Here is a 21,115-nt window from a genome sequence, read left to right as displayed (position 1 = left end):
TCGGCCAGCGCTGCTAAATAGCGTTACATTTACCGGCTCTGATCCTTTCCCACAGCCGGAACATTTGGCGTTTTTTCCTCACAGGCTGAGAAACGCGTTGAGGCGGTTCCTGCCATCACCAGGGTGAACGCGCTTACCCTGTCTGCCCCGTATGGCGGCCTGCTGTCCTGTTATTGGGCCGGAAGACGTTCAGGCGCAGGATAAAAGCTCAGATACCCTGCGGGCAGAAAGCTGACTGGCCCGTAGCCGGTCAGTTCAGGAAACACAGACACCGCACCTGTGAACGGTGTCTGTCGATTTTACTCGTTATGCGTTGCCATCGTTCGGGCAACTCGGACCCACACCCAGCGAAGGATCATCACAGGCCTGGTTAATCTCCAGATGGTGATGCCACGCGGCCAGTTTAACTGCACGTTCATTAACAGAAACATCAGGCTTTTTAGCAGAAACATTGCCGGTTGCCACTGCACCGAAAGTCATTTGAGAAGGCAGATCCTTTGCAAACGAAGACACCTGCAGGCCAGCCAGTACGACAGTGGCCAACGCTGTGGTTTTAACTGCATTTTTAATGACAGACAGAGACATGATGAATCCTCTCAGCTTAAGTAAGTTAATCGCTGTTTGCCTGGACAGCACTCAGCGAAATGAGAAACATGTTCACAAAAGCGGGCGCGGTGATAAGACGCGCCTCAGGTATTCAAAAATTCTTCTGTGACAGTTTGATGATATCGGCTGTTAAAGAGAGTAATGAAATATTGCCTCTGTAACGCGGGGAAACAGTTGCAGGAAAAGGCGTCCAGGCTCTGCACGGCACCTTAATCGTGAGGCCTGATTTCTCAGCCTCTCCCAGATCACCATGGTAAATAACCGGTTTGTTTACACGCCCGAAGCGGGGGAATGGTAAAGCTCCCGTCTCACCAACCCGAGGCACAGAGAGGCAAGGAAACAGGCGTGTTTTTTAATACTGACCCGCTTTGCGACGGGTGCCTGTTTGCATTCAGCCGGCCATCCATCAGGTATTTTTACTGTGACAACTTAAGTAAAAACGCAGGTCACATGTCTACTGAACTGACAGGCGGAGTTGGGGTAAATCAGACGGCCATCTGAAAGTTAAATACGCAGAATGGCAAGATTAAACAGTCAAATATTGAATTGCTTTACCTTGATATCGACATGATGGACCTTTGACACTTCTCTTAATTCTTTTGCCGTCTGAATTCTGAGATTTTTTATCAATTCTTTTGCGCTGGCTTTCAACACCTTGTCTTTTCTGAAAATCAAATTGCTTCCGAAAGTAATATTTTCACGAAGCGTAAATACATCTACTGCTTCAGCGTTAATCCCCGCCAGGGTCAGAGGATGCACAATACCCACACCGGCCCCAGACATCACCATTTCTAACACCGTATGACAATATGGCGTTTCAACGAGCATGTTTAAGCTTAATTTCTTTAACCGACACTCTTTTTCCAGCGCTATTCTCGTCGTATCCTCAGAGTTAAGGGCGATAAAGTTTTGATCGGCTATCTCTGTAAGGCTGACCGATTTTACTGAGGCGCTGAGCATGTTTTTTGGCGTAATGAATACACCTTGCACCGTGCAGAAACTGTAAAAAACGCAGCTGTTGCCATATATTTCGTTTGCTACCAGACCAAAATCCAGTTCTCCCGAATCTACGGTTTCATAAATATCACGAGAACTGTTAATAGAAAATTTGACTTTCGTCACAGAGGCTTTTACAAAGTCAGCAATCACTTTCGGAATCACTTTTTGCCCGAACACCGGGTGAGCCGCAAGATGGATGGTTGTATCAATACGATTTTTGAGAGATTTCACTTTATGTTCAATCAGTTCGATCCCGCGAAAATGTTTTTCAACCTCTTTCATAAGCAGGTGAGCATTTTCCGTGGCTTCTAACCTGCCCCTTTCTCGCCTGAACAACACAAGCCCGCATTCGTTTTCAAAAATTTTTAATTTCTGGCTGACGGCAGACTGAGAAACACCAATAATTTCAGCCGCTTTCGTTGCGCTTCCTGTAAGCATAACTGCTCTGAAGGTTTCAATTTCTCTGTACACAGCCCATTACCTGTACTTATGAAGTCATTAGTGTTCAGTATAGAATTACGCTTTTTTAAGCGCAATAGTGGGGGCAGCGTATAAACACAAGGGGAAAAGCCGTGAAAAAGAACAATGATAAACATTCATTTAAATCTCTGGCGACGCCGGTTTACAGAGGTTCAACAATTGTCTTCGAGGATTTTCAAAGTTTCGAAGAAAGAAAGAAAAGGCAGCCGGATGGATTCAGTTACGGCATTACGGGCTCACCCACCCACCGCGAACTGGAAAAATTAATTTCCAGCCTGGAAGGCAGCCGAAATACCGTTGTACTTCCTTCAGGCCAGGCCGCCCTGGTGCTGGTATTGATGTCAACATTGAAGGGCGGAGACCATATTATTGCGCCTGATTCCTGCTACGGGCCGTTACGTGACTTTCTAACAGATTATTTAGCACAGCTAAACGTTGAAGTTACATTTTGCCCACCGCGAGATACTGCTTTTATACAGAATGCACTATGTGACAACACCCGGCTGATCTTAATTGAGTCACCCTGTTCACTGACAATGGAAATACAGGATATTGAACAAATTGCCATGCTAGCGCGTCGACATAATATTCTCACGGTTGTCGATAATTCGTGGGGAGGTCCGCTGCTGTCCAGACCATTCAGATTTGGCGTGGATTATGTCGTCGAGGCGGTGTCGAAAATGATGAATGGCCATTCTGACATTCTGCTGGGCAGCATCAGCACTGTTGATAATGAACACCATGCCCGTCTCAGAAATTTGCAGGATATTATGGGCATGTATGTCAGCCCCGACGACTGTTTCCTGGCGATAAGAGGGCTTGAAACGTATTCATTACGCCAGGAGAAACAGTCCTCTTCGGCTGAGATTATTTCTCACTGGCTTGAGAAGCATCCTGCCGTGGCCGCTGTGTTTCATCCCGGACTGGCATCTTCCGAAGACAATCGTCTCTATAAGAAATACTTTGATGGATATGGAACTGTTTTTTCTTTAACGTTAAAAGATGAAAGTCGCCTCGAACGCTTCTTTGACAGCCTGACCCAGTTCAGAATTGGAGCCAGCTATGGTGGCACCAAAAGCCTGATTGCCTATTACTCGCCTGAAAGTCTGTCTTCCCGGCGTTATCACGACAGCACCGCCTCTATTATCAGGCTGTCTGTAGGCCTTGAAGACTGTCAGTTACTTATTAACGATCTTGATTCCGCATTGAATAAAATAATTTAAATAAACATAACATCCCCTCTTGAAATGGAGATTACCATGTCTTCCAGTACCCTTACGCCAAAAATAACCGGGAACACCGTTAAAACAGATATAATGTGGATTTTAGCCATTTATGGATGTGCCGTCGGAAGCGGATCGCTTTTCTGGCCTGTGAGTCTGGGCAGCGCCGGCTTATGGTCAATGATGATACTTATTGCTCTGGCATTTCCGGTTACTTATTTTACGTACCGCGTGCTTTCCCTGTATATCTCGGCAGGAACGGTGACGAGAACGTCAAAAAGCAATCTTATCGACACAACCAACGAATTACTGGGAGGGAAAGCGGTAAAATTTCTTACCGTGGCGTACTTTCTCATTATGGTCCCATCATTGGCCGTTTATGCCATAACAATGAGCAATACATTTTTGGATTTTTTCAAAACGCAGATGGGGTTTCCTCCCTTAAACAGGGGCGCTACCGTTTTCGGAATAATCTTTCTGATGTCGCTTATTTCTTTAGGAAAAACAGAGACGATATTAAAAGTTGTCGGGGTAATCGTTTTCCCATTCATCCTGTCTTTGATTTTTTTTGGCATTATGTCAGTTCCACACTGGAATACTTCTTTCCTTACCGCGGAGGCGAATACAACGTCAATACCGGAGATTGCAAAATCCCTCTTCAATAACCTTCCGGTATTAATTTTTGCTTTCAGCTTCACGCCCATCGTTTCCAGCCTGGTTGCTCATTATAAACAGACCCACGGTGAACAGGCTTTCGAAAAAATAAATCAGATCCTCGTTCTTTCACTGATAGTCATCATATCAACAGTCGTCTTTTTCTCGCTCGGGTGTATCTTTTCCTTAACGCCGTCAGACATTAAGGAAGCGCGCCTTGAGAATCTGACATCGCTGTCAATACTGGCAAGAAAGTTTGACGCTCCCTGGCTTGCCATCTGTTCTCAGATAATTATATTTTTTGCGGCGATGAAAGCCTTCCTGGGTACGTTTATTGCCACGCGTGAAAGCCTGACTGGAATGGCGCTTAATAACTTCGGATGCAACGACGCCTTTTCAAACGGAACGGGAATGCGCGTTGTATCTGTCGTGGTCGTCTTTTTTATTACTATCATACCCACCATAGCTAATCTGGATGTTATTAACATCATCAAGTATTTTATGGTCCCCGTCAGCGTATTCATTGTTTTCTTTCTGCCTCAATATGCATTTTACCGAATCCCGGCATTGCGTCATCTTCGCGGTGGATTCATTAACTGGTTTGTCATCCTTACCGGAATATGTGCTCTGTTTGCAGGTGTTTTAACTATCATCAGGCACGTTTTCTGATAAAGTTTAACGCCTGAAATCAGGATGCTATTGTCGCCTCTTATTTTGCTGATCACTACAATAAGATCATTGTCTGTATGATGATTGATCACCTGCTCTGCGCCCGTTAGCAGAGCAGGTTTAATGATAATGAAACTCGACTATCGGACGTAAAGCGGCCTGGGTTGCGTCGTTTTAAACCGGCTTTTACTCTGTAAACCCACCTTCCGGGTCAAATTCATAAACGATCGCGTTTGCATCAGCCAATCACACGGATCAATGCTCCGCGAATACGCATCATCACTCCCTCATAACGGTGACTACCCCACACTGCCGCGTTTTGCGCAGACATATGTGGCGAAAGTTTGCGGTCTGCTGAGCGTCAGTAAAGATGTTAATCAGGCGACGCGCCTGCTGATAGCATTGCCAGCCGCTTCTGCCGGATTTATGCACTGCGCCCTCCTCTCGTCTGTCCATGAACTCCAGTCAGGCTGCCGCCTGCTTCGGACGCACGCTTAACCTTCCGGTGTCCGGCCAGACAGCCTGTCAGACGCTGGCGGGGGAGCAGGACAGCGCTCAGCCTACAGTGCGCCAACATTTTCGACGTGCCAAATGTGGCACAGGCATTAACGTACAGAGAGGGTTCAGTCCCCGGAAAACGGACGCAGAAGGGTTAAAGAGCACAGCGTCAGGCGAAGGCGTGATCCGCTAAAGCACGCCGCCCAGCGACGTTCGCTCAGTCCTGTGTCAGACGGCTGCGGATGGAAAGTGAAATATTAATTTAACAAAACAAGTGTGGAGCAAGCGGAGCGGTGTGCCGATAGTAAATTGTGGTTAGTAACTAAAAACACAGCAAAATAACAACTTAACAGAGAGAGCGCATGAAAATTTCCACCCGCCTTGCCGCCGGTTTCGGCCTTCTTATCCTCCTGTCTGCCATATGTACTGGCACTGCGCTTCATGCCCTGATTAAAGCGCGTGAAAGCCTGGACGATGTTGTTCGTTACAAAATGAAAAAAAGCCAGCTTGCCACCCTCATGCTCAGTGAACTGAAAGACATGGCCATCTCGGTGAGGACACTCGGCCTGCTCAGCACTCCTGAAGACATGAAACCTGCTGATGTACTCATGCAGAAGAGTAAAGCCGACTTTCTGACCAGCCTTGCAGAAATGCATCAGATCATGGAAGCAGACTCAACGCCAGCGGGTCAGGAAGCGCTGAAAAGACTGAACGACGCTCAGAACGCTTTTTTTACCGTTTTTGAAAATGCCAGACAGCTCGGACTCGCCAATCAGGACAAGGCCTTTATTGCCTATCTTGCAAAAGAGGTCAATCCGGTTCAGGACAGGATGCTCAGCGCCCTTACTGACCTGGTAAAAATACAGAAGAAGGTCAGCGTCACATCCGGAGAACAAAACAGTGCCGCCATCGCACATGCCTCACTCATCCTGATGTTGCTCGCTGTCGCATCCGTGCTCGTTGCGGCAGGCACCGGTGTTTTCATTACACGGCTGCTGATGCGTCAGCTCGGCGGTGAGCCCGCTCAGGCGCAGACGCTGGCTGCCAGCATCGCCGCAGGTGACCTGACCACCCCCGTCGCCCTTCGCCGCAACGACACAACCAGCCTGTTGGCCTCGCTGAACAGCATGCAGGCCAACCTGCGCGGCCTGGTGTCGCAGATCAAGGATGCCGCCGCCTCCGTGGCCCTGGCCGCCGACGAAATTGCTCAGGGGAACACCGAACTCTCTTCCCGCACCGAAGAACAGGCCGCCGCGCTGCAGGAAACCGCCGCCAGCATGGAGCAGCTGACCGCCACAGTGAAGAGCAACACTGCCGGTGCGCAGCAGACTGCGGAGTCCGCCCGCGAGACCGCGCGGACGGTCGACGCCGACAAGGCAAAGGTCACTGACATGACGGAGACGATGCATAACATTCAGGCAAGTGCGCTGAAGGTCCGGGATATTACATCGGTGATTGAGAGCATTGCGTTCCAGACCAATATCCTGGCGCTGAACGCCGCCGTTGAAGCGGCGCGCGCCGGTGAGGAAGGTCGCGGCTTCGCCGTGGTGGCCGGTGAGGTCCGTACGCTGGCGCAGCGCAGCGCCACGGCAGCGAAGGACATCAAGGCCCTGATTGAACAGGCCGTGAGTCAGGTGGAAAGCGGCGTGGAGGTTGCCACTGGCACCGGGCAGAGCATCCTGAAAATCGTGGATATGGTCGGTGAACTGGCCGAATCCATGGACACGATTGCGCTGGCCTCGTCGGAGCAGATGCAGGGGATTTCGCAGGTCAGCGTGGCGGTGAGCCAGATGGACGGCGTGACGCAGAACAACGCGGCGCTGGTCGAGGAGTCATCGTCGGCATCCCGCTCCCTCTCTGAGCAGGCGCATGCCCTGCGCAGCATGGTGGAGGCATTCCGTGTCTGAAAAGGATGACATCGAGTACATGACTCTCGTCCTGAGACTAAAAGCAGATGTTGATGTACTTTTTACGCAACTGAAAAGCGGTGACTACAGCAGCCCGGATACCTTTGCCAACAATCTCCATCATCTGCTGCGAATGGTTAAGGACATTGAGCCCTTTCTGGCACAGTCCGGTCTTATTGATCGCCTGGCGCGTACTGATTTGCTGCTCACGGCAGATCTGCTGGGTATCGTCAGTTCGGTCGCCATACTGGGAAACTTTATTCACTGTCTTTCCCGTCAGGCCACAAAAGAAACAACGGAGAAGCCGAAACCTGACGCGGGCTGAAATATGCCTGTCATGAAGTGCGAGTTAACTCTGATGTGATGTGGTTGTTGTCAGAAAGATACTTATCGCCTTCGGGCTGGCCCGTAGCGTTTATGCCAACGGGCTTTTTTTTACAGGCATAATGTCTGCCAGACAGCCCCCGCACCTGACTTCCCCTGCTCTTCCCTGCCTCCGGCCTGTCCGATCCTGTAGCGTGTTTCTTCACGGTCAGAAGACGCCCTGGACCGGACTGAATAAACAAACATTACCGGCTCACCGGGCGGACTATTCTTATCATTTGCGTTAGTCGCCATTTCCGGACCGGCAGCATTCGCTGACAGTCGGGTACACCGAAGCCTGCCGTGGCTGACGATGACACGGCATTGTCTCTGCTTGCGCCAGGCGCCTGCCCCCGCTGTACAGCACCAGCATGTGAATCCCTCCCTGTGGGCGCATTACGCTTCCAGATTTGACTACATCAAGACTCCGTGCGGCATCGTCATCAATAGCGGTATGAGCACCTTGACTCCCGTGCTGGCCGGGCATTATCCGTTTAAACACAAAGCGCGCCATCTTCCTCACACTGTGACTTCCCGCTCCTGTTTGCACCCCACATGAACCCCAGTGAAATTCCCCCTGAAGCGCAACGAAACACGTCAGCGTCATAACGGTTGCGCCACGCTTATCGGCACCCCGGATACCGACAAGGCAGGATTAAACGAACGACGGCTTTAAGCGTCTGAGCGGACGCCGCTTAGTGCATCAGGACGACTGATGTATCAGATGGCAGGTCAGATGTTTCGTGTGCGCTGTTTTGCTTTTTTGCCGCGCCAGTACTCTTCAAGGTAAGGCAGCAATTCAAGCACCACTATTCCTGTAAGCACAGCCACGATATAGTGGCCTGGTAACGGGTCTGTTCTGAGTTTAAGTTCAAATCGTGCAGATTCTTCACCGAAACCAAACAGTGCCAAAAACTGCGGCCAGTGACGGGAAACCACCAGCAGAAGCGCCACTAAAGGTAGCATTTCCAAAAAACTGTGCACATGCTGCTCAACCGGTGAGACCCGCCTTGCGGTCACAGCATAAGTCACATCCCACAGCGCTGTTGCCTCATGGCAGAAAAACAGCACTATCATAAACGCAATGACTAACGCGTTTACCTCTAAAAAGAGGGCCGCGAGTAAGGGCAGGCCCATCTCCAGAAACATCAGAATATGAATATAGGTTTCTTTCAGACCGGTGGTGGTTTCGATATCAGTGGCTCTGTGACAAAGCCAGTCCGCAAACCCAGCAATAAGCCAGACAGGCAAAACAAAGTAGAGCAGCAGCAACATCTGAGGATCGGAAGAAGGAAGCATTTTACTTTACCTGTAAAGCTTAAATGAAAAAGCATAGACGCAGAGCGAGGGTGAGCAAGGCAACCGGGACAGGGTGAGCAGACTGCGCGCCCCAAACAACTACATAAGCAGTTCAGAAACGTCCGCTTCTGCCACCGCGCAAACATTCATGCGTCAGACAAGCGACACCTTCCTCGCGAACCTTGTATTAGATACAGTGCCAGAGCAGCAGACGTTACCCTGGCAGAGGGAAACGACCGCCTTTACAGGCAAACATGGCGGGGTTACAAACCGGTTACTGCACCGTCTTCCCTGAATTATTTACCCTCAGTTGCAACGCCGTTCCCTCGACAAACGCTCAAGATGTCACCGCGCGTTATAAAAGCGGAGAGATGAAGTGTAAGCCGTACTTCTACAGGTCCTTGCACATATACACGCTTAAAGGATCGCTGATATAGGGAGGGAAAGCTTCACAAAGCCTGTAGCCGCATCGACGATACAGCGCTATAGCGGGCTGTTGATGAATGCCGGTTTCAAGGCGTAGCTGATAACAGCTGTTCTCTGACGCGAATTTTTCAAGTGAGGCCAGAATTTGCTCGCCGAGTTGGCGCCCCCGATATTCTGGACGAATGTAAACCCGTTTAATTTCGCCTACGTTGCCGTCCTGAAGAAGTAAAGTGCCACAACCAGCGGGCAGCCCATTAGCATCACGCGCAATGACGCAGCGCAGTTTCTTATTACTGACGGTGGAAAGGTCCAGGCAATGATGACTTTCTGCAGGATAAAGCGCGCGTTGAAACGCATCAAATTCACTTACCAGGCAGGCTAACGCAGCGTCATCTTTATTTATTTCTGACAGGTAGAACATGATAGTCCTTTTCATTTTCGTCTGATGAAATCATCACGATATTTCAGACCTGTTTATATTGTTTGCCTGACTCAGCACATGATTAATGACGCAGGCCATCACCTGTCGTGCTCCATGCCGGGTTCTGGCGCATTATTTCAACAACCGGTCTCACGTTTAAAAAACGCGCTTCCCCCTTTACTGGCGTACAACAAGAAAATCACCCTACCTCCCTTCAATCAACGATAAACAGCGTTGCGCCCTGCATTGTCGTCGAGCGATGCGCTTCGGCATTGTCCGCCACCTGATAGCTCACGCCAGGCGTCAGGACAAACACTCGTCCATCGTCCAGTTCCGTGGTCATTTCGCCTTTCAGGCACAGAAGAATGTGACCTTTTAAACACCAGTGATCGGCGACATAACCCGGAGAGTACTCAACCATTCTGACCCGGATAGCGCCAAACTTTGCCACACGCCAGAGTGCGAAGCCGCATTCACCTTCATGGCGTTCTTCCTCGATCTGTGACCAGTCGGTTATGCCAAAAGGGATATTTTCCATCTTCATTTTTTATGCCTTATTCGCGAGGGTGAGTGACGTCACCTGGCGTGTTAAAAGCGGAGCAGGCAGATAACGGCCGGCTCAGTAAACGCGACGCTTCTGCTTCAGGCCATTAAACCATTTCCTACCCTCTGCGCTCGGGTATGTGAGCCGTGAATACGAGTGGACTCAATGACAAACCTGGCGATAGTTAAACGGATCAGCGGATGGCTTTATCACTTTCCGGCTTTCTGTTTAGCTTTCTTAAACGTGTTATCTTTTCCCTGAACACCCGTACGTATTGACACTGCGTCCACGTAACGGTTTAGCGCAGCAAATTGCGTTTAACCCAGCGCCTCAGGGTTGATCACGTGGCTAGTGTCACCCTGGAAAAAACGCACCACATTGTCAAACGCGGTACTGAAATAAAGCGTGTAACTGTCCTTTTCAACATAGCCGATGTGGGGCGTGCAAAGTACGTTGGGCATCGATAACACTGGATGCGCCGGATCGTAAAGGGGCTCTGCCTCAAAGACATCCAGCGCGGCAAATCCCGGACGGCCCTGCCGGAGCGCGCTCAGCAGGGCGCCCTCTGCCACCAGCTCTGCCCGGCTGGTGTTCACAAACAACGCATCGGGCTTCATCTGCACCAGGTCGCTCAGCGTGATGTTGCCCTCGGTGGCGGCCACCAGGCGCTGATGAACAGTGATCACATCGCTGGTGGCAAAAAACGCCTCACGGCTGGCTGGCACGATTAAGCCTTCTTGCTGCGCTTCCTGTCGGGCGCGATCGCTGCCCCAAATCTGCACCTGCATGCCAAACGCGCGGGCGTAAGCCGCAATGCGCTTGCCGATTTTGCCGTAGCCCAGAATTCCTAACGTCTGTTTGTGTACACCCTGCCCCAGTTCTGCCTGCCAGTGTCCGGCACGCATGGCGTTAACGGCCTGTACGAACTTCCTGCGGGCCGCCATGATTAACAGCCATGTCAGCTCTGCCGGCGCAACGGGCGAACCCACGCCTTCCACCACCGCCACGCCAGCCCGGGAACAGGCTGCAAGATCGATATTGCGGGCGATCTTGCCGGTCTGGCTGATCAGCTTCAGTTGGGGCGTGCGCTGTAAAAACGCCTCGTCAATGATGGTGCGCTCGCGAATCAGGATCAGGGCCTGAGCACTTGCCAGCGCTTCAGCGGCGGCGGGATCGCAATGGATATCCCCAACAGCGGTACAGTGAAAGGCCGGATGGCGTTTCAGGCAGTCCAGTCCTGCCGTAGCCAGTTGATAATCGTCGGGAATACATACCGGTATCGTCATCGTTACGCGCGCCTCAAGAGTCGGATTCGCTTTTCACTGCCGCCTGTAAACAGGCTTACATCATTAAAACACCAACAGGGTTTCGTCAATCGACTTCGCCGCATTCTGTCCACGCTTTTGAGCAAGGCGGACCCTGCCAATGGGTTGCGAAAAAAAGAGTGAATAGAAAACGCAGGACGCACGTTTACTCAGCAGAAACCTGAACGAGAGAACCCATGTCATGATTCATGCTCACCCCGTAAAACCCCGACAGCACGATGACCGGCTGACTCTGGCGCTGCATTGGATCACCGCCGCCAGCGTCCTCTTTTTATTCGCCAGAGCCCACATCTGGCAATGGCTGGAGCGCGGCACGCCGCTCAGGAAAGGCTTACAGTCAGTGCACATGTCCTGCGGTATTTTGCTGGCGCTGGTGATGTTGGTTCGTCCGGTCTGGCGGGTGATCAGTCAACGCTCGCCGCGTTATGCCCTGCCTGCGGCGTCGATATCCCGTCCGGCATCCATTCTGTCTCATTGCGTGCACGGCGCGCGCTGTCTGTTGCTGTTCACGCAGGTTGTATTGGGTTTTCTGTTCCGCTGGGCACAGCAGGAGCCGTTTCACTTTTTCGGCCTCTTTGAGCTAAGCCGGCGGGTCCATGTCGATGCCCTGTTTAAACATTCATTGAGGGAATGGCATAACACCATCGCCCGGACGCTGATCGTTCTGGCCTCGTTTCATGCCCTGGCCGACCTGCTTCATCACTTTGTTTTCCGCGATAACGTGCTGCGTCGCATGCTGCCCGTTCGCCCCTTCCGTTAACTGGAGCTCTGCCATGAAAAACATTGCATCGATACTGCATAATACAGGCCGTAAACTATGGGTTCCGGCGCTGCTGCTGGTTATCCACACCGCACCCGCGCTGGCCGCAGGGGATGACAGCACCAACAGTACGATCCCGGACTGTCCGCATGGGCAGGTTTATGACAGCAAGCGTAAACAGTGCGTCCCCGATAAATCGGCGCGTCTGACTGACGAAGACAAAACCCGTTATGCCTATCATCTGGCGAAAAAAGGCGAGTACCAGGCCGCGCTGACGCTGCTGGACAAGCTGAAACAGCCTGACACCGCCGAGGCCTGGAATTACCGCGGCTATGCCACCCGAAAACTCGGGCGAACCGATGAAGGTATCGGGTATTATCAGCGTTCGCTGGCGCTCAATCCACGCTATGCCAAAGTACGTGAATATCTCGGCGAAGCGTGGCTGATTAAAGGTCGTCCCGACCTGGCGAAAGCACAGTTAAATACTCTCGCCCGCCTGTGCGGAACGGGCTGCGAGGAGTATCGTGATTTGCAGGCCGCCATTGCTGGCCATCCGGAATCCTGATACGCAATGCGAGGACAGTGATATTACGACCAGCGAAGTTCGTCAGCAGCTTGCTGCCCATCTGACGCGCCTGTGGCGCTACGGCCTGGTGCTGTCCCGAAACCACGACGTTGCCGAAGAGCTGGTACAGTCGACCTGCGTTCGCGCGCTCGAAAAGAGCGCGCAGTATACGCCCGGCACGCGCATCGATCGCTGGCTGTTCACGATCCTTCACTCCATCTGGATTTCTGATCTGCGCGCCCGCCGCGTGCGGCTGGGACAGGGCTTTGTTGACAGTGACGAACTGCTGGCCCCGGACGCGCAGGAACGTGATGAAAAACGCCTGCATTTTCAGAAAATCATGCAGCGCGTCAGTGCGCTACCGGAAGCCCAGCGTAATACCGTGTTTCTGGTCTATGTAGAAGGCTTTACCTATCAGGAAGCCGCAGAGACGCTGGTCGTGCCTGTCGGCACCATCATGAGCAGGCTGGCCACCGCGCGTTCGGCGCTGGCCAGGTCGTTTGATGATAGGGATGCCGCAAAGGAGAAACGCTCATGAACACGTCGCAATTTACGCCTCCGTACAGCGACGAAGCCCTGGTCGCCTGGCTGGATGGCGAGATGGATCCGGCTGACGCGCGCGGGCTCGAAGCGCTGCTGGAGACGGATTCTGATCTGGCTGAGCGCATTGATGAACTGATGAAAAGCCAGCTCGACTTTGAGGCGGCCTTTGCGCCGTTACTGGACAAAGCCCCGGAAGCCAACATGCGGCGCCAGCTGGATGCGCTCTCAGCTCCCCCCGCGCCTGAACCCAAAATGACGTCCACTACGGGCGTCAGTCGTCGTTCACTGATCGCCGCCTCGCTGAGTTTTCTGATGATCGGCTCGGGACTGGGTTATCTGGCGCGCCCCGGCAAAACCGCGCTGAGTGAGAGTGAGAAAATTCGCGATCTTGAAGCGCAGTACATGTCGCTCTACAGCGCAGAAACCCTGCTGGATGCCGATAACTCCCCTGCCGCCTTGCAGCATGGCCTGGCCCGCACGGCACAGGATATCGGTCTGCATCTGCATACGCAGCAGCTCACGCTGCCCGACGCAGAGTTAAAAATGGTGCGCATGCTGCGCTATGACAGTACGTCAATTGCGCAGATTGCTTGGATCCATGCGGAATATGGCCCGATGGCGCTGTGCATTTCCCCCGATGCGCATCCGACCTCAACCGGGCTTGAGCGCGAACAGCGCCATGATATGCGCCTGGTGTGGTGGCATCACCGCGGCTACCAGTTTGTTCTGATTGGCCGCAATCCGGCCGGGGAATTATCCGCCAGCGCCAGTGCCCTGAAAACCGCGCTTAACGCCTGACCACCACGCGACAGTTAGCCAGGCGTGTTCAGGGGACATGGCTGGCCTCTGCCTGAATATCGATAGTAATGGTCACCCTGTCATCCACCAGCGAGGTAAAGCGATCCATATGGTAGGCCGAGCGCGAGATCGTGGTCATCGCATGCAGCGAGATCCTGTCGCCAGTCTCTGCGGTGCGATCATGCTCTTCCATCGTCGCGTCAAGGATCACCGGTCGCTGGACGTCCTTCACCGCTAACGCACCAAAAAGCCGGTATTTACCGCTGCCGCGCGCCACGATGCGGGTGCTGGTAAAGACGATGTTGGGATAGCGCGGCGCATCAAAAAACATGCTGCTTTTAAGCTGATAGGTCAGCAGATTGTTTGAGGCGATTAGCGTGGAAACCGGAATGGTGACCCGGACATGATTATCCAGCTCATTCGCCGGGTTCAGCGTCACCTCGCCGGTCACGCCCGTCAGTTTCGCATGCGACATCCCGCCAAAGGCACGCCATGACAGCCCTATTGCCGTGTCAGGCGTGGAAATCGTGTAGTAAAGCGGGGCCGCATGGGCGAACGGACTCAGCAGCACTCCAGCAACCAAAAAAGAAACAGCGCGCGTCATAGCAGGTTTCTCCAGTAAACAGACAACGCGTTAACGCGCCAGGTGACAACGTTATTCGATTAATACTTACAGTTATATAACATTCGTGAGGCCGGAGATCGCATTTGGATGGGGAAGCGGCACGGTTATGTGAGGTAGATGCAGGATAGTGCGGCGGTTTTTGGCGATGCGCGAGCGTCTTTCCGCTGTGAGCGGGTTGTTGGCGCGGTGTCCGGCGTGGAGGTTGCCCAACCTGTTATCTGAAGCGGATGCAGATCTTCATCGCTTGTGATAAGAAAGAAAATTAATCTGAGTTCAGGAGATGAGTTATGTACCTGGATGATATTCCCCTTAATTTTCGGCAGCATGAAACCTTTTATCTGATCGCCCCGGACATGAGTCGTACGGAAGAAATGCAGCAAAAACTGAATGCATTTAGTTCCCTTCATCATGAATTCCTGCTCTGGTCTCCCGGTTTTCACTCTCTGAATGCTGTTGAGAAAAGTATGGCGGAGGCGGCCGGGAATTTCCTGAATGACAACGTTGAATATAAGTTTTTAATCATTGATCGTCAGTCAGATGACCTCTCAGGCTGTATTAGCTTATTTATCAGGAATCGCGCGATTCCTTATTATGAAATCGGCTACTGGCTCGCCACTGATATGTGGGGTAAAGGCATTATGTCTGAAGCTTGTAAGCTGGTCACAAACATGGCCGCCGATTTTTTTCAGGCAAAGCGAATCGAAATTCGTACGGCAGGGCGTAACGTACGCAGTCAGTCTGTTGCGTTAAAGTGCGGTTTCAAACCCGAAGCCAGACTGGTTAACGAACGCCTCGATAGTCTGGGGCGGATTGATGATACGGTTATCTACCGGTATTAGCACGGCTTAAATATGACTGATAAATCAGAAAAAGAGCGGTTTTCTACCTGCTCATTTTCATTTCGTCAGCGATGCCATCACAGCTTCAGTGCGATGACACAAATGCAGAGTTTTGCTGCAAAGGCGGAAAGGCGAAATTACGTTGCATACGCTTTATCTCTTCTGCCGGTGGCAGGCCAAACAGCCGTTTGAACTCGCGATTAAACTGCGGCGGGCTCTCGTAGCCAACGGCGTAGCTCGCGGCGGCGGCAGTGAGCTGCTGACGGACCATCAGCATTCGCGCCTGATGCAGGCGAACTGATTTTACATACTGCATCGGCGGCAGCTGGGTTATGGCTTTAAAGTGGTGATGAAAGGTCGGCACGCTCATACCGCTTTCCGCCGCCAGTTGCGTAAGCGTTAAAGGATCAGCATAAGTAGCATGGATACGCCGTAAGGCTTTGCCGATTTTGCCGAACTGACCTTGTAAAGCCAGCGCCGCGCGCATTGCGTTGCCCTGCGCGCCGGTTAATACACGAAAATAGAGTTCGCGCATCCTCCCGTGCCCCAGAATGGCGGCTTCTGCGGGATTCTCCAGCACGTCAAGCACACGTAACACAGCCGTTTTTATCGTGTCATCCATCGGGCTCGATATCATGCTCTCAGGCGCGGCGGAAAGTTGCGGTGCACCATGCTGCTCAATCTGCAGCATCAGTTCCGCAGCAAGCTGAAAATCCAGATGAATATATATAGCCAGTAGCGGATGGTCTGCCGATGCGTCAGTTTCCATGGTAAAGGGCACGGGGACTGAGACGGCAAGATAGTGCTGTTCATCGTACAGATAGGTCTTTTGACCGAAATAACCGCGTTTACGGCCCTGGCAGACAATGACAAGGCCGGGATCATAGAGCACAGGGGTTCTGGCAAGCGGGCGGTTGGCGCGCAAAATTCTCACATCGGGCAGCGCAGTAAGGTTGTACCCTTCCTGGACGGCCAGTGTTTTTACCCGTGTAATCATGTCGGACATTATCGCACCCTCATAAAATCAGGCAATAAAACCAGAAGATATGGCCTGAAAATCCATCGGTGCAGAGAATATCATGCAGCTTTTACTGCATGGGAATAAATTATGACATCTGCAAAAACGATTTTTATCACCGGTGTGAGTAGTGGCTTTGGTCTTGCCCTGGCGAAGGAAGCCCTGCTTGCGGGCCATCGGGTTATCGGAACCGTGCGCAACCCTGACGCATTACAGGCATTTGAAGCGCTTGATGCGCAGCGGGCATTTGGTCGCCTGCTTGACGTGACAGACGTTGAGCGAATTGCTGAGACCGTTAAGGAGATAGTCGCTACCGTTGGTCCTGTTGATGTTCTGGTGAACAATGCGGGTTATGGTCATGAAGGCATTCTGGAAGAATCTTCGCTGGAAGAAATGCGCCGCCAGTTTGACGTGAATGTGTTTGGCGCAGTGGCGATGATAAAAGCCGTCCTGCCAGAGATGCGTCAGCGACGCTGCGGCCACATCATCAATATCACGTCAATGGGCGGTTTTATCACCCTGCCCGGTATCAGCTATTACTGCGGCAGCAAATTTGCGCTGGAAGGCATATCAGAAACCTTAGGTAAGGAACTGGCCCCGTTTAATGTAAAAGTCACCGCGGTCGCACCCGGCTCGTTTCGCACCGACTGGGCCGGTCGCTCAATGTCACGCAGTGCCCGCACCCTCCCGGACTATGACGCGTTATTTGATCCCATTCGTCAGGCGCGTCAGGAAAAAAGCGGAAACCAGCCCGGCGATCCCGTAAAAGCAGCGCAGGCCATCCTGACGTTGATTGAAAGCCAGAGCCCACCCACGCACTTGTTGTTAGGCAGTGATGCATTAACGTTGGTGCGTCAAAAGCTCGCCGCTTTGCACCATGAAATCGAACAGTGGGAATCCCTGACACTTTCAACAGATGGCTAATTCGTTGCTGAAATACATCCCTGTGGTGGCTGTTGAAACGGTCAGCCATCACAGATGGATGGTGCGTATGATAAAGGGGTTACCCGGGAGTGAAGGTAATTTCCATTATTCCCGGGCGTTGATATTGTTCTGTAGCTTTGTGCCAGAATCAGACCTGGAATCCAAAATGAGGCGCTGTTAAATACGAAAACGATTAGTTTTTCGAAGCTGCTCTTGTCTTCAGGTAATACTCACCTGCAAGGTAACCCGTTACCGCAATGAAGGTTATTGCCCCGCCCATTAATGTATTGCTGGGCGGTAATTCACTGAAGAAGAGCCAGACCCATAAAGGCCCCAGCACAATATCAGTTTGCGCAATAAGGCTGGCTTCAGCGGGGTTAATATACCGACTACCTGCCATGAAAAGGAGATAACTCAGACTCTGCGTGGCCAGCGCAAAAGCACACAACCATACCATGTCATGTAAACCGGGAAGTGGAAGGCCCTGCGGCATCATTATAAAACAGAATGCACCGCAGAGTGCGCACGCCAGTGCCGTAACTGCCGGCAGATTCATATCCGGCCATGTCCCGGACATCACGATGCTGGCGGCAAAACCGGCCGTCATCATGAGTGCCAGTGCGTTACCCGCCATATCGCCCGTACCTGAGGCAGAGGTCGCCATAACAATGACCCCCACGAGACTCAGTGCCGCAGAAATAAGTGCGCGCTTTGTTATTTTTTTCTTCTGTATCAGCCAGCCCAGCCCCATGGCAAAAAAGGGAATGGTGGCATAAACCGTCATCACACCAGCAACACTGGTGAGTTTCAATGCCGCTACGTAACAAAACATAGAAACCGCCATGACGGCAGCCGTGATCAGACCTTTTATACCCACATCATGACGGAATGCAAAACGGCGCAAATACCCACCCAGCGCTAGCAGAAGAACCAGTGACAGAAAAGCAAACAGTGACCGCCATGCGACCATTGCCCACGTGTTCATATCGAGCATTCTTACGAAGAAACCTGCTGAACTCCACATGACGGCTGAAAGGCACACCATGCTTATCCCCAGACTGTGCCTGCTGGCGGTTTTAAACAGTGGCATCTCTTATCCTTGTTCGCTATAGTTTTAAAAAAAAGTAGAACGGTCTAATTATTATGACAAAGAGTGATACGCGCAAACGTCTTTTAAATGCTGGTGTAAGGGTTTTCATGAGGGAAGGATATGAAGGTAGTGGTATTACCACTATTCTTGGTGAAGCAGGAATGCCTAAAGGATCATTTTATAATCTCTTCTCCAGCAAAGAAGAATTTGCCTGTGCCGCCCTTGACGTCTATATCAAGACGTTTGACGCACTCCGGGAAAATACACTGCTGAATACAGCGCTTGTTCCCCGCCAGCGTCTGATAAACTGGCTGACCGGACACAGGGAATATATTGAGCGTGAACCCGAAGCAGGCGGCTGTCTGGCAGGAATTATAGGGCAGACGGGCGCTGTACACAGTGAAAAAATGCGTCAGAAGCTGCTGGCAATTTTTAGCGCCTGGGAGCGCGATCTGATTAACATCTTTACTGACGCTCAGCAGTCTCAGACATTATCGCCACGCATGTCTCCGGAAAGCGCGGCAATGCTGGTTATTCACAGTTATGAAGGCGTAATGATCCGTATTCGCATAGCGCGTAGCCTTTCTCCTTATGATTTTTTGATGCAAACGCTACCAGACCTTCTTTTTGCTGAAGCTGACGCTGTTTAAAGCGTTACAGTCCGTCAGAACGGCTGACGGGACAGTATGGCTAACCGCATCGCCGGGCCTGATACAGGGCGGACTCTCACAAAAGGCACCTTGCGGTAAAAGCCGGTTTACGCCGCCAGGCACTTTGTACGGCATTGCAGAAATATTCCCGTTATGAGGTCTGCCTCTTTCTGCCCGAAAACGCCACCATCCAGACCGCAATGCCGATGAGGCAGGCGCCTGCAATAAATTTCTCTCCAATTTTCTCGTTAAGCGCAAGATAGCCCCACAAGCAGGCAAAGGGAGGGATAATAAATGTGACCGTAAGAGATTTCAGAGGCCCCGTATCTGCAATAAGCCTGAAATACAAAATGTACGCCAGCGCAGTACAGATTAAGCCCAGCGCGACTACGCTGCTCCATACCCAGGGCTGAAACCCGTTAACGGTACCTGCTGAAAACAGGTTCCAGCCAAAAAAGGGGAACAAAAAAACGGATGCCCCAGCCTGACTTCCAGGTGCGACCAGAAGCGGATCGAGCCCTCCCCGCTCGGTAATCCATCGTCTGGTAAGATAACCCGCAAGTCCGTAACAGGTTGTCGACACCAGACAGGCCAGCGCGCCTGCTATAAACATTCCGCCTAAACCAGAGAAAGCAGGACTGCTTATAAGCATTATTCCCGCCAGACCCGTTAATATTCCGATCAATTTTCTTACGGTGATGACTTCCCCAAAAAAGCAGTAGCCGATAAGTGCTCCCATCATCGGCGCTGTCGCGTTAAACAGTGCGGAGTAGCCCGTCGGGAGCCATCTCGCCGCAATACAGTACATCAGAAAAGGAAGGCCGGAATTGATGATGCCGAGCATCAGCGTTGCCCTCAGTTTCCCATTGAATGTCTGTAATTGCATGTTGAACAGGACGATGGCGGCAAGACCCGTAAATCCTAATAGTACGCGTAAAAAAGCCACGTTAATGGCTCCAAAGGCGGGCACGGCTATTCTCATAAACAGAAAACTTGAACCCCACACCGCGGCCAGTAAAACAAGCCTGACAACATCAGAAATCTTCATCTGGTTTTTCCTGACCGATCCCAAACGGCATGCTCATTTACAGAACACGTTCGGCAAGACAGGCGAAACATCCCCGTTTTGCGTAGTGGAAATGAATATAACTTACGGCAGGATCGTCGAAAAAATGATTCAGCCATTGTTCCGCTGCATTGCCCTGACAGATTTCAGCTTTTACCATGAGATGGTTTTCACTATAGGCTCTGAGGGAAAGAAGTCTGTGGATCATCACTTCCGGTATGTTATTGAGATATATGCCCTGCTCCGTACATCCCTCCCACAAATAGATGGCATGAGAGCCATGGTAAGGTGTATTTGCGGGCTGATAGGTATGGTTGATCAGAATCGCTGTTTCACCGGCAGGAATATCGCGCAGCGAGATTCTGTCGGGATACCCCGGGCAACTCTCGACCTTGACTCTTACAGCACCGTGGAAAGTTAAATAGTGTTCGCCCCGGCCAAAAAGATGGACGAACTGTCCCGCATCAAGCCCCGAAATTTTGTAGTTCATTTTCGCCTCCCGTGTTGGTCAGAATGACAGTACCTTTTTATTGACGGGAACTGCTCGCTGTTTTCGGACAGGGAAATACTGCATACAGGATTGAGAAAGGGTTACGTTAAAGCCGTGGTAAAAGGCGAAGGAATCAGAGGGAATGCTGGCATTCAAACGCATGTGTCTGCTACAAGCCACTCACAGGTCGTCCCGGTCAGCCGGTAGGTAACCTGACGCATCACAAGCGACATCATCAAGTGCAGGCAGCCGCCTTGCAGGCTCACAGTGATTGCGACTGTCCGCCAGGTCAAAAGCATGGTAATGCCACCCGGAGTATGAAAACGCATTGTC

At 51.7% G+C, this 21,115-nt stretch carries 22 protein-coding genes; 11 read left to right on the top strand and 11 right to left on the bottom strand.

Features of this window, described 5'->3' with window-relative positions; genetic code table 11:
• Positions 1-306 precede the first annotated feature (306 nt).
• Both G5574_RS00155 and G5574_RS00150 read right to left on the bottom strand, forming a co-directional pair.
• Positions 307-585, bottom strand: coding sequence for a hypothetical protein (locus G5574_RS00155; protein ID WP_058709206.1), 279 nt, complete (start codon positions 583-585; stop codon positions 307-309).
• Between the two features lie 555 nt (positions 586-1,140).
• Complete coding sequence (locus G5574_RS00150) at positions 1,141-2,076, bottom strand: LysR substrate-binding domain-containing protein (protein WP_164481832.1); 936 nt, start codon at positions 2,074-2,076, stop codon at positions 1,141-1,143.
• A gap of 101 nt (positions 2,077-2,177) precedes the next feature.
• Between G5574_RS00150 and G5574_RS00145 the strand changes: the two genes are divergently transcribed.
• The 4 genes from G5574_RS00145 (at position 2,178) to G5574_RS00130 (ending at position 7,361) form a co-directional block, all read left to right on the top strand.
• On the top strand, positions 2,178-3,308 hold the full coding sequence (locus G5574_RS00145) for a trans-sulfuration enzyme family protein (RefSeq protein ID WP_164481831.1): 1,131 nt from the start codon (positions 2,178-2,180) through the stop codon (positions 3,306-3,308).
• Positions 3,309-3,344: 36 nt separating this feature from the next.
• Complete coding sequence (locus tag G5574_RS00140) at positions 3,345-4,631, top strand: aromatic amino acid transport family protein (RefSeq protein ID WP_164481830.1); 1,287 nt, start codon at positions 3,345-3,347, stop codon at positions 4,629-4,631.
• 860 nt (positions 4,632-5,491) lie between these two features.
• Positions 5,492-7,036, top strand: a complete 1,545-nt coding sequence (locus G5574_RS00135) for a methyl-accepting chemotaxis protein (RefSeq protein ID WP_164481829.1) — start codon at positions 5,492-5,494, stop codon at positions 7,034-7,036.
• A gap of 19 nt (positions 7,037-7,055) precedes the next feature.
• Complete coding sequence (locus G5574_RS00130) at positions 7,056-7,361, top strand: hypothetical protein (RefSeq protein ID WP_164481828.1); 306 nt, start codon at positions 7,056-7,058, stop codon at positions 7,359-7,361.
• Between the two features lie 770 nt (positions 7,362-8,131).
• Here G5574_RS00130 and G5574_RS00125 read toward each other — a convergent pair.
• The 4 genes from G5574_RS00125 to G5574_RS00110 form a co-directional block, all read right to left on the bottom strand.
• A complete protein-coding gene (locus G5574_RS00125; protein ID WP_058702773.1) occupies positions 8,132-8,698 on the bottom strand; it encodes a hypothetical protein in 567 nt (188 codons plus the stop codon).
• 391 nt (positions 8,699-9,089) lie between these two features.
• A complete protein-coding gene (locus tag G5574_RS00120) occupies positions 9,090-9,545 on the bottom strand; it encodes a GNAT family N-acetyltransferase (protein WP_164481827.1) in 456 nt (151 codons plus the stop codon).
• A gap of 214 nt (positions 9,546-9,759) precedes the next feature.
• Positions 9,760-10,089 (bottom strand): DHCW motif cupin fold protein, encoded by a 330-nt coding sequence (locus G5574_RS00115; RefSeq protein WP_164481826.1) that lies wholly within the window; start codon positions 10,087-10,089, stop codon positions 9,760-9,762.
• A 317-nt stretch (positions 10,090-10,406) separates the two neighbouring features.
• Complete coding sequence (locus G5574_RS00110; RefSeq protein WP_164481825.1) at positions 10,407-11,375, bottom strand: D-2-hydroxyacid dehydrogenase family protein; 969 nt, start codon at positions 11,373-11,375, stop codon at positions 10,407-10,409.
• Positions 11,376-11,595: 220 nt separating this feature from the next.
• Between G5574_RS00110 and G5574_RS00105 the strand changes: the two genes are divergently transcribed.
• From G5574_RS00105 to G5574_RS00090, 4 genes are read left to right on the top strand one after another with little or no spacing between them, the layout of a single operon-like run.
• Positions 11,596-12,174, top strand: a complete 579-nt coding sequence (locus G5574_RS00105) for a cytochrome b (RefSeq protein ID WP_164481823.1) — start codon at positions 11,596-11,598, stop codon at positions 12,172-12,174.
• Between the two features lie 13 nt (positions 12,175-12,187).
• Entirely contained in the window at positions 12,188-12,739 is a 552-nt protein-coding gene (locus tag G5574_RS00100) for a tetratricopeptide repeat protein (RefSeq protein WP_054633976.1), read from the top strand.
• Complete coding sequence (locus G5574_RS00095) at positions 12,720-13,277, top strand: sigma-70 family RNA polymerase sigma factor (protein ID WP_164483174.1); 558 nt, start codon at positions 12,720-12,722, stop codon at positions 13,275-13,277. The genes G5574_RS00100 and G5574_RS00095 overlap by 20 nt, the downstream gene beginning before the upstream one ends.
• On the top strand, positions 13,274-14,080 hold the full coding sequence (locus tag G5574_RS00090; RefSeq protein WP_164481822.1) for an anti-sigma factor family protein: 807 nt from the start codon (positions 13,274-13,276) through the stop codon (positions 14,078-14,080). The genes G5574_RS00095 and G5574_RS00090 overlap by 4 nt, the downstream gene beginning before the upstream one ends.
• Before the next feature lie 28 nt (positions 14,081-14,108).
• On the opposite strand, the gene G5574_RS00085 is transcribed toward G5574_RS00090, so the two are convergent.
• Positions 14,109-14,684 (bottom strand): YceI family protein, encoded by a 576-nt coding sequence (locus tag G5574_RS00085; protein ID WP_164481820.1) that lies wholly within the window; start codon positions 14,682-14,684, stop codon positions 14,109-14,111.
• 308 nt (positions 14,685-14,992) lie between these two features.
• Here G5574_RS00085 and G5574_RS00080 point away from each other — a divergent pair, with 308 nt between their 5' ends.
• A complete protein-coding gene (locus G5574_RS00080) occupies positions 14,993-15,544 on the top strand; it encodes a GNAT family N-acetyltransferase (RefSeq protein WP_164481819.1) in 552 nt (183 codons plus the stop codon).
• Between the two features lie 85 nt (positions 15,545-15,629).
• On the opposite strand, the gene G5574_RS00075 is transcribed toward G5574_RS00080, so the two are convergent.
• The gene (locus tag G5574_RS00075) at positions 15,630-16,550 is read right to left on the bottom strand and encodes an AraC family transcriptional regulator (RefSeq protein WP_164481818.1); all 921 of its coding nucleotides are present in this window, start codon (positions 16,548-16,550) and stop codon (positions 15,630-15,632) included.
• A gap of 102 nt (positions 16,551-16,652) precedes the next feature.
• On the opposite strand from G5574_RS00075, the gene G5574_RS00070 reads away from it, so the two are divergent.
• On the top strand, positions 16,653-17,486 hold the full coding sequence (locus G5574_RS00070) for an oxidoreductase (protein WP_164481817.1): 834 nt from the start codon (positions 16,653-16,655) through the stop codon (positions 17,484-17,486).
• A 193-nt stretch (positions 17,487-17,679) separates the two neighbouring features.
• Here G5574_RS00070 and G5574_RS00065 read toward each other — a convergent pair whose 3' ends face one another.
• Positions 17,680-18,531: a DMT family transporter gene (locus G5574_RS00065; protein WP_280530490.1), complete on the bottom strand. Its 852-nt coding sequence runs from the start codon at positions 18,529-18,531 to the stop codon at positions 17,680-17,682.
• A 98-nt stretch (positions 18,532-18,629) separates the two neighbouring features.
• Between G5574_RS00065 and G5574_RS00060 the strand changes: the two genes are divergently transcribed.
• Positions 18,630-19,226 (top strand): TetR/AcrR family transcriptional regulator, encoded by a 597-nt coding sequence (locus G5574_RS00060; RefSeq protein WP_058702768.1) that lies wholly within the window; start codon positions 18,630-18,632, stop codon positions 19,224-19,226.
• A 151-nt stretch (positions 19,227-19,377) separates the two neighbouring features.
• On the opposite strand, the gene G5574_RS00055 is transcribed toward G5574_RS00060, so the two are convergent.
• The gene (locus G5574_RS00055) at positions 19,378-20,274 is read right to left on the bottom strand and encodes a DMT family transporter (RefSeq protein WP_164481815.1); all 897 of its coding nucleotides are present in this window, start codon (positions 20,272-20,274) and stop codon (positions 19,378-19,380) included.
• Between the two features lie 37 nt (positions 20,275-20,311).
• Complete coding sequence (locus tag G5574_RS00050) at positions 20,312-20,782, bottom strand: DUF1203 domain-containing protein (protein ID WP_058709220.1); 471 nt, start codon at positions 20,780-20,782, stop codon at positions 20,312-20,314.
• Positions 20,783-21,115 lie beyond the last annotated feature (333 nt).

Source organism: Pantoea stewartii, from assembly GCF_011044475.1.
Taxonomy (GTDB): Bacteria; Pseudomonadota; Gammaproteobacteria; order Enterobacterales; family Enterobacteriaceae; genus Pantoea; species Pantoea stewartii.
The sequence above is the reverse complement of the archived record's forward strand: the minus strand, read 5'-3'. Positions and strand labels throughout refer to the sequence as shown.

Excerpts from the sequence above, each read along its gene's own strand:
- G5574_RS00055 (WP_164481815.1), bottom strand. The coding sequence starts at position 20,274 with ATGAAGATTTCTGATGTTGTCAGGCTTGTTTTACTGGCCGCGGTGTGG.
- G5574_RS00120 (WP_164481827.1), bottom strand. The coding sequence starts at position 9,545 with ATGTTCTACCTGTCAGAAATAAATAAAGATGACGCTGCGTTAGCCTGC.
- G5574_RS00125 (WP_058702773.1), bottom strand. The coding sequence starts at position 8,698 with ATGCTTCCTTCTTCCGATCCTCAGATGTTGCTGCTGCTCTACTTTGTT.
- G5574_RS00115 (WP_164481826.1), bottom strand. The coding sequence starts at position 10,089 with ATGAAGATGGAAAATATCCCTTTTGGCATAACCGACTGGTCACAGATC.
- G5574_RS00065 (WP_280530490.1), bottom strand. The coding sequence starts at position 18,531 with ATGGTGTGCCTTTCAGCCGTCATGTGGAGTTCAGCAGGTTTCTTCGTA.
- G5574_RS00090 (WP_164481822.1), top strand. The coding sequence starts at position 13,274 with ATGAACACGTCGCAATTTACGCCTCCGTACAGCGACGAAGCCCTGGTC.
- G5574_RS00050 (WP_058709220.1), bottom strand. The coding sequence starts at position 20,782 with ATGAACTACAAAATTTCGGGGCTTGATGCGGGACAGTTCGTCCATCTT.
- G5574_RS00130 (WP_164481828.1), top strand. The coding sequence starts at position 7,056 with ATGACTCTCGTCCTGAGACTAAAAGCAGATGTTGATGTACTTTTTACG.
- G5574_RS00135 (WP_164481829.1), top strand. The coding sequence starts at position 5,492 with ATGAAAATTTCCACCCGCCTTGCCGCCGGTTTCGGCCTTCTTATCCTC.
- G5574_RS00060 (WP_058702768.1), top strand. The coding sequence starts at position 18,630 with ATGACAAAGAGTGATACGCGCAAACGTCTTTTAAATGCTGGTGTAAGG.
- G5574_RS00075 (WP_164481818.1), bottom strand. The coding sequence starts at position 16,550 with ATGTCCGACATGATTACACGGGTAAAAACACTGGCCGTCCAGGAAGGG.
- G5574_RS00110 (WP_164481825.1), bottom strand. The coding sequence starts at position 11,375 with ATGACGATACCGGTATGTATTCCCGACGATTATCAACTGGCTACGGCA.
- G5574_RS00155 (WP_058709206.1), bottom strand. The coding sequence starts at position 585 with ATGTCTCTGTCTGTCATTAAAAATGCAGTTAAAACCACAGCGTTGGCC.
- G5574_RS00140 (WP_164481830.1), top strand. The coding sequence starts at position 3,345 with ATGTCTTCCAGTACCCTTACGCCAAAAATAACCGGGAACACCGTTAAA.
- G5574_RS00080 (WP_164481819.1), top strand. The coding sequence starts at position 14,993 with ATGTACCTGGATGATATTCCCCTTAATTTTCGGCAGCATGAAACCTTT.
- G5574_RS00105 (WP_164481823.1), top strand. The coding sequence starts at position 11,596 with ATGATTCATGCTCACCCCGTAAAACCCCGACAGCACGATGACCGGCTG.
- G5574_RS00070 (WP_164481817.1), top strand. The coding sequence starts at position 16,653 with ATGACATCTGCAAAAACGATTTTTATCACCGGTGTGAGTAGTGGCTTT.
- G5574_RS00100 (WP_054633976.1), top strand. The coding sequence starts at position 12,188 with ATGAAAAACATTGCATCGATACTGCATAATACAGGCCGTAAACTATGG.
- G5574_RS00085 (WP_164481820.1), bottom strand. The coding sequence starts at position 14,684 with ATGACGCGCGCTGTTTCTTTTTTGGTTGCTGGAGTGCTGCTGAGTCCG.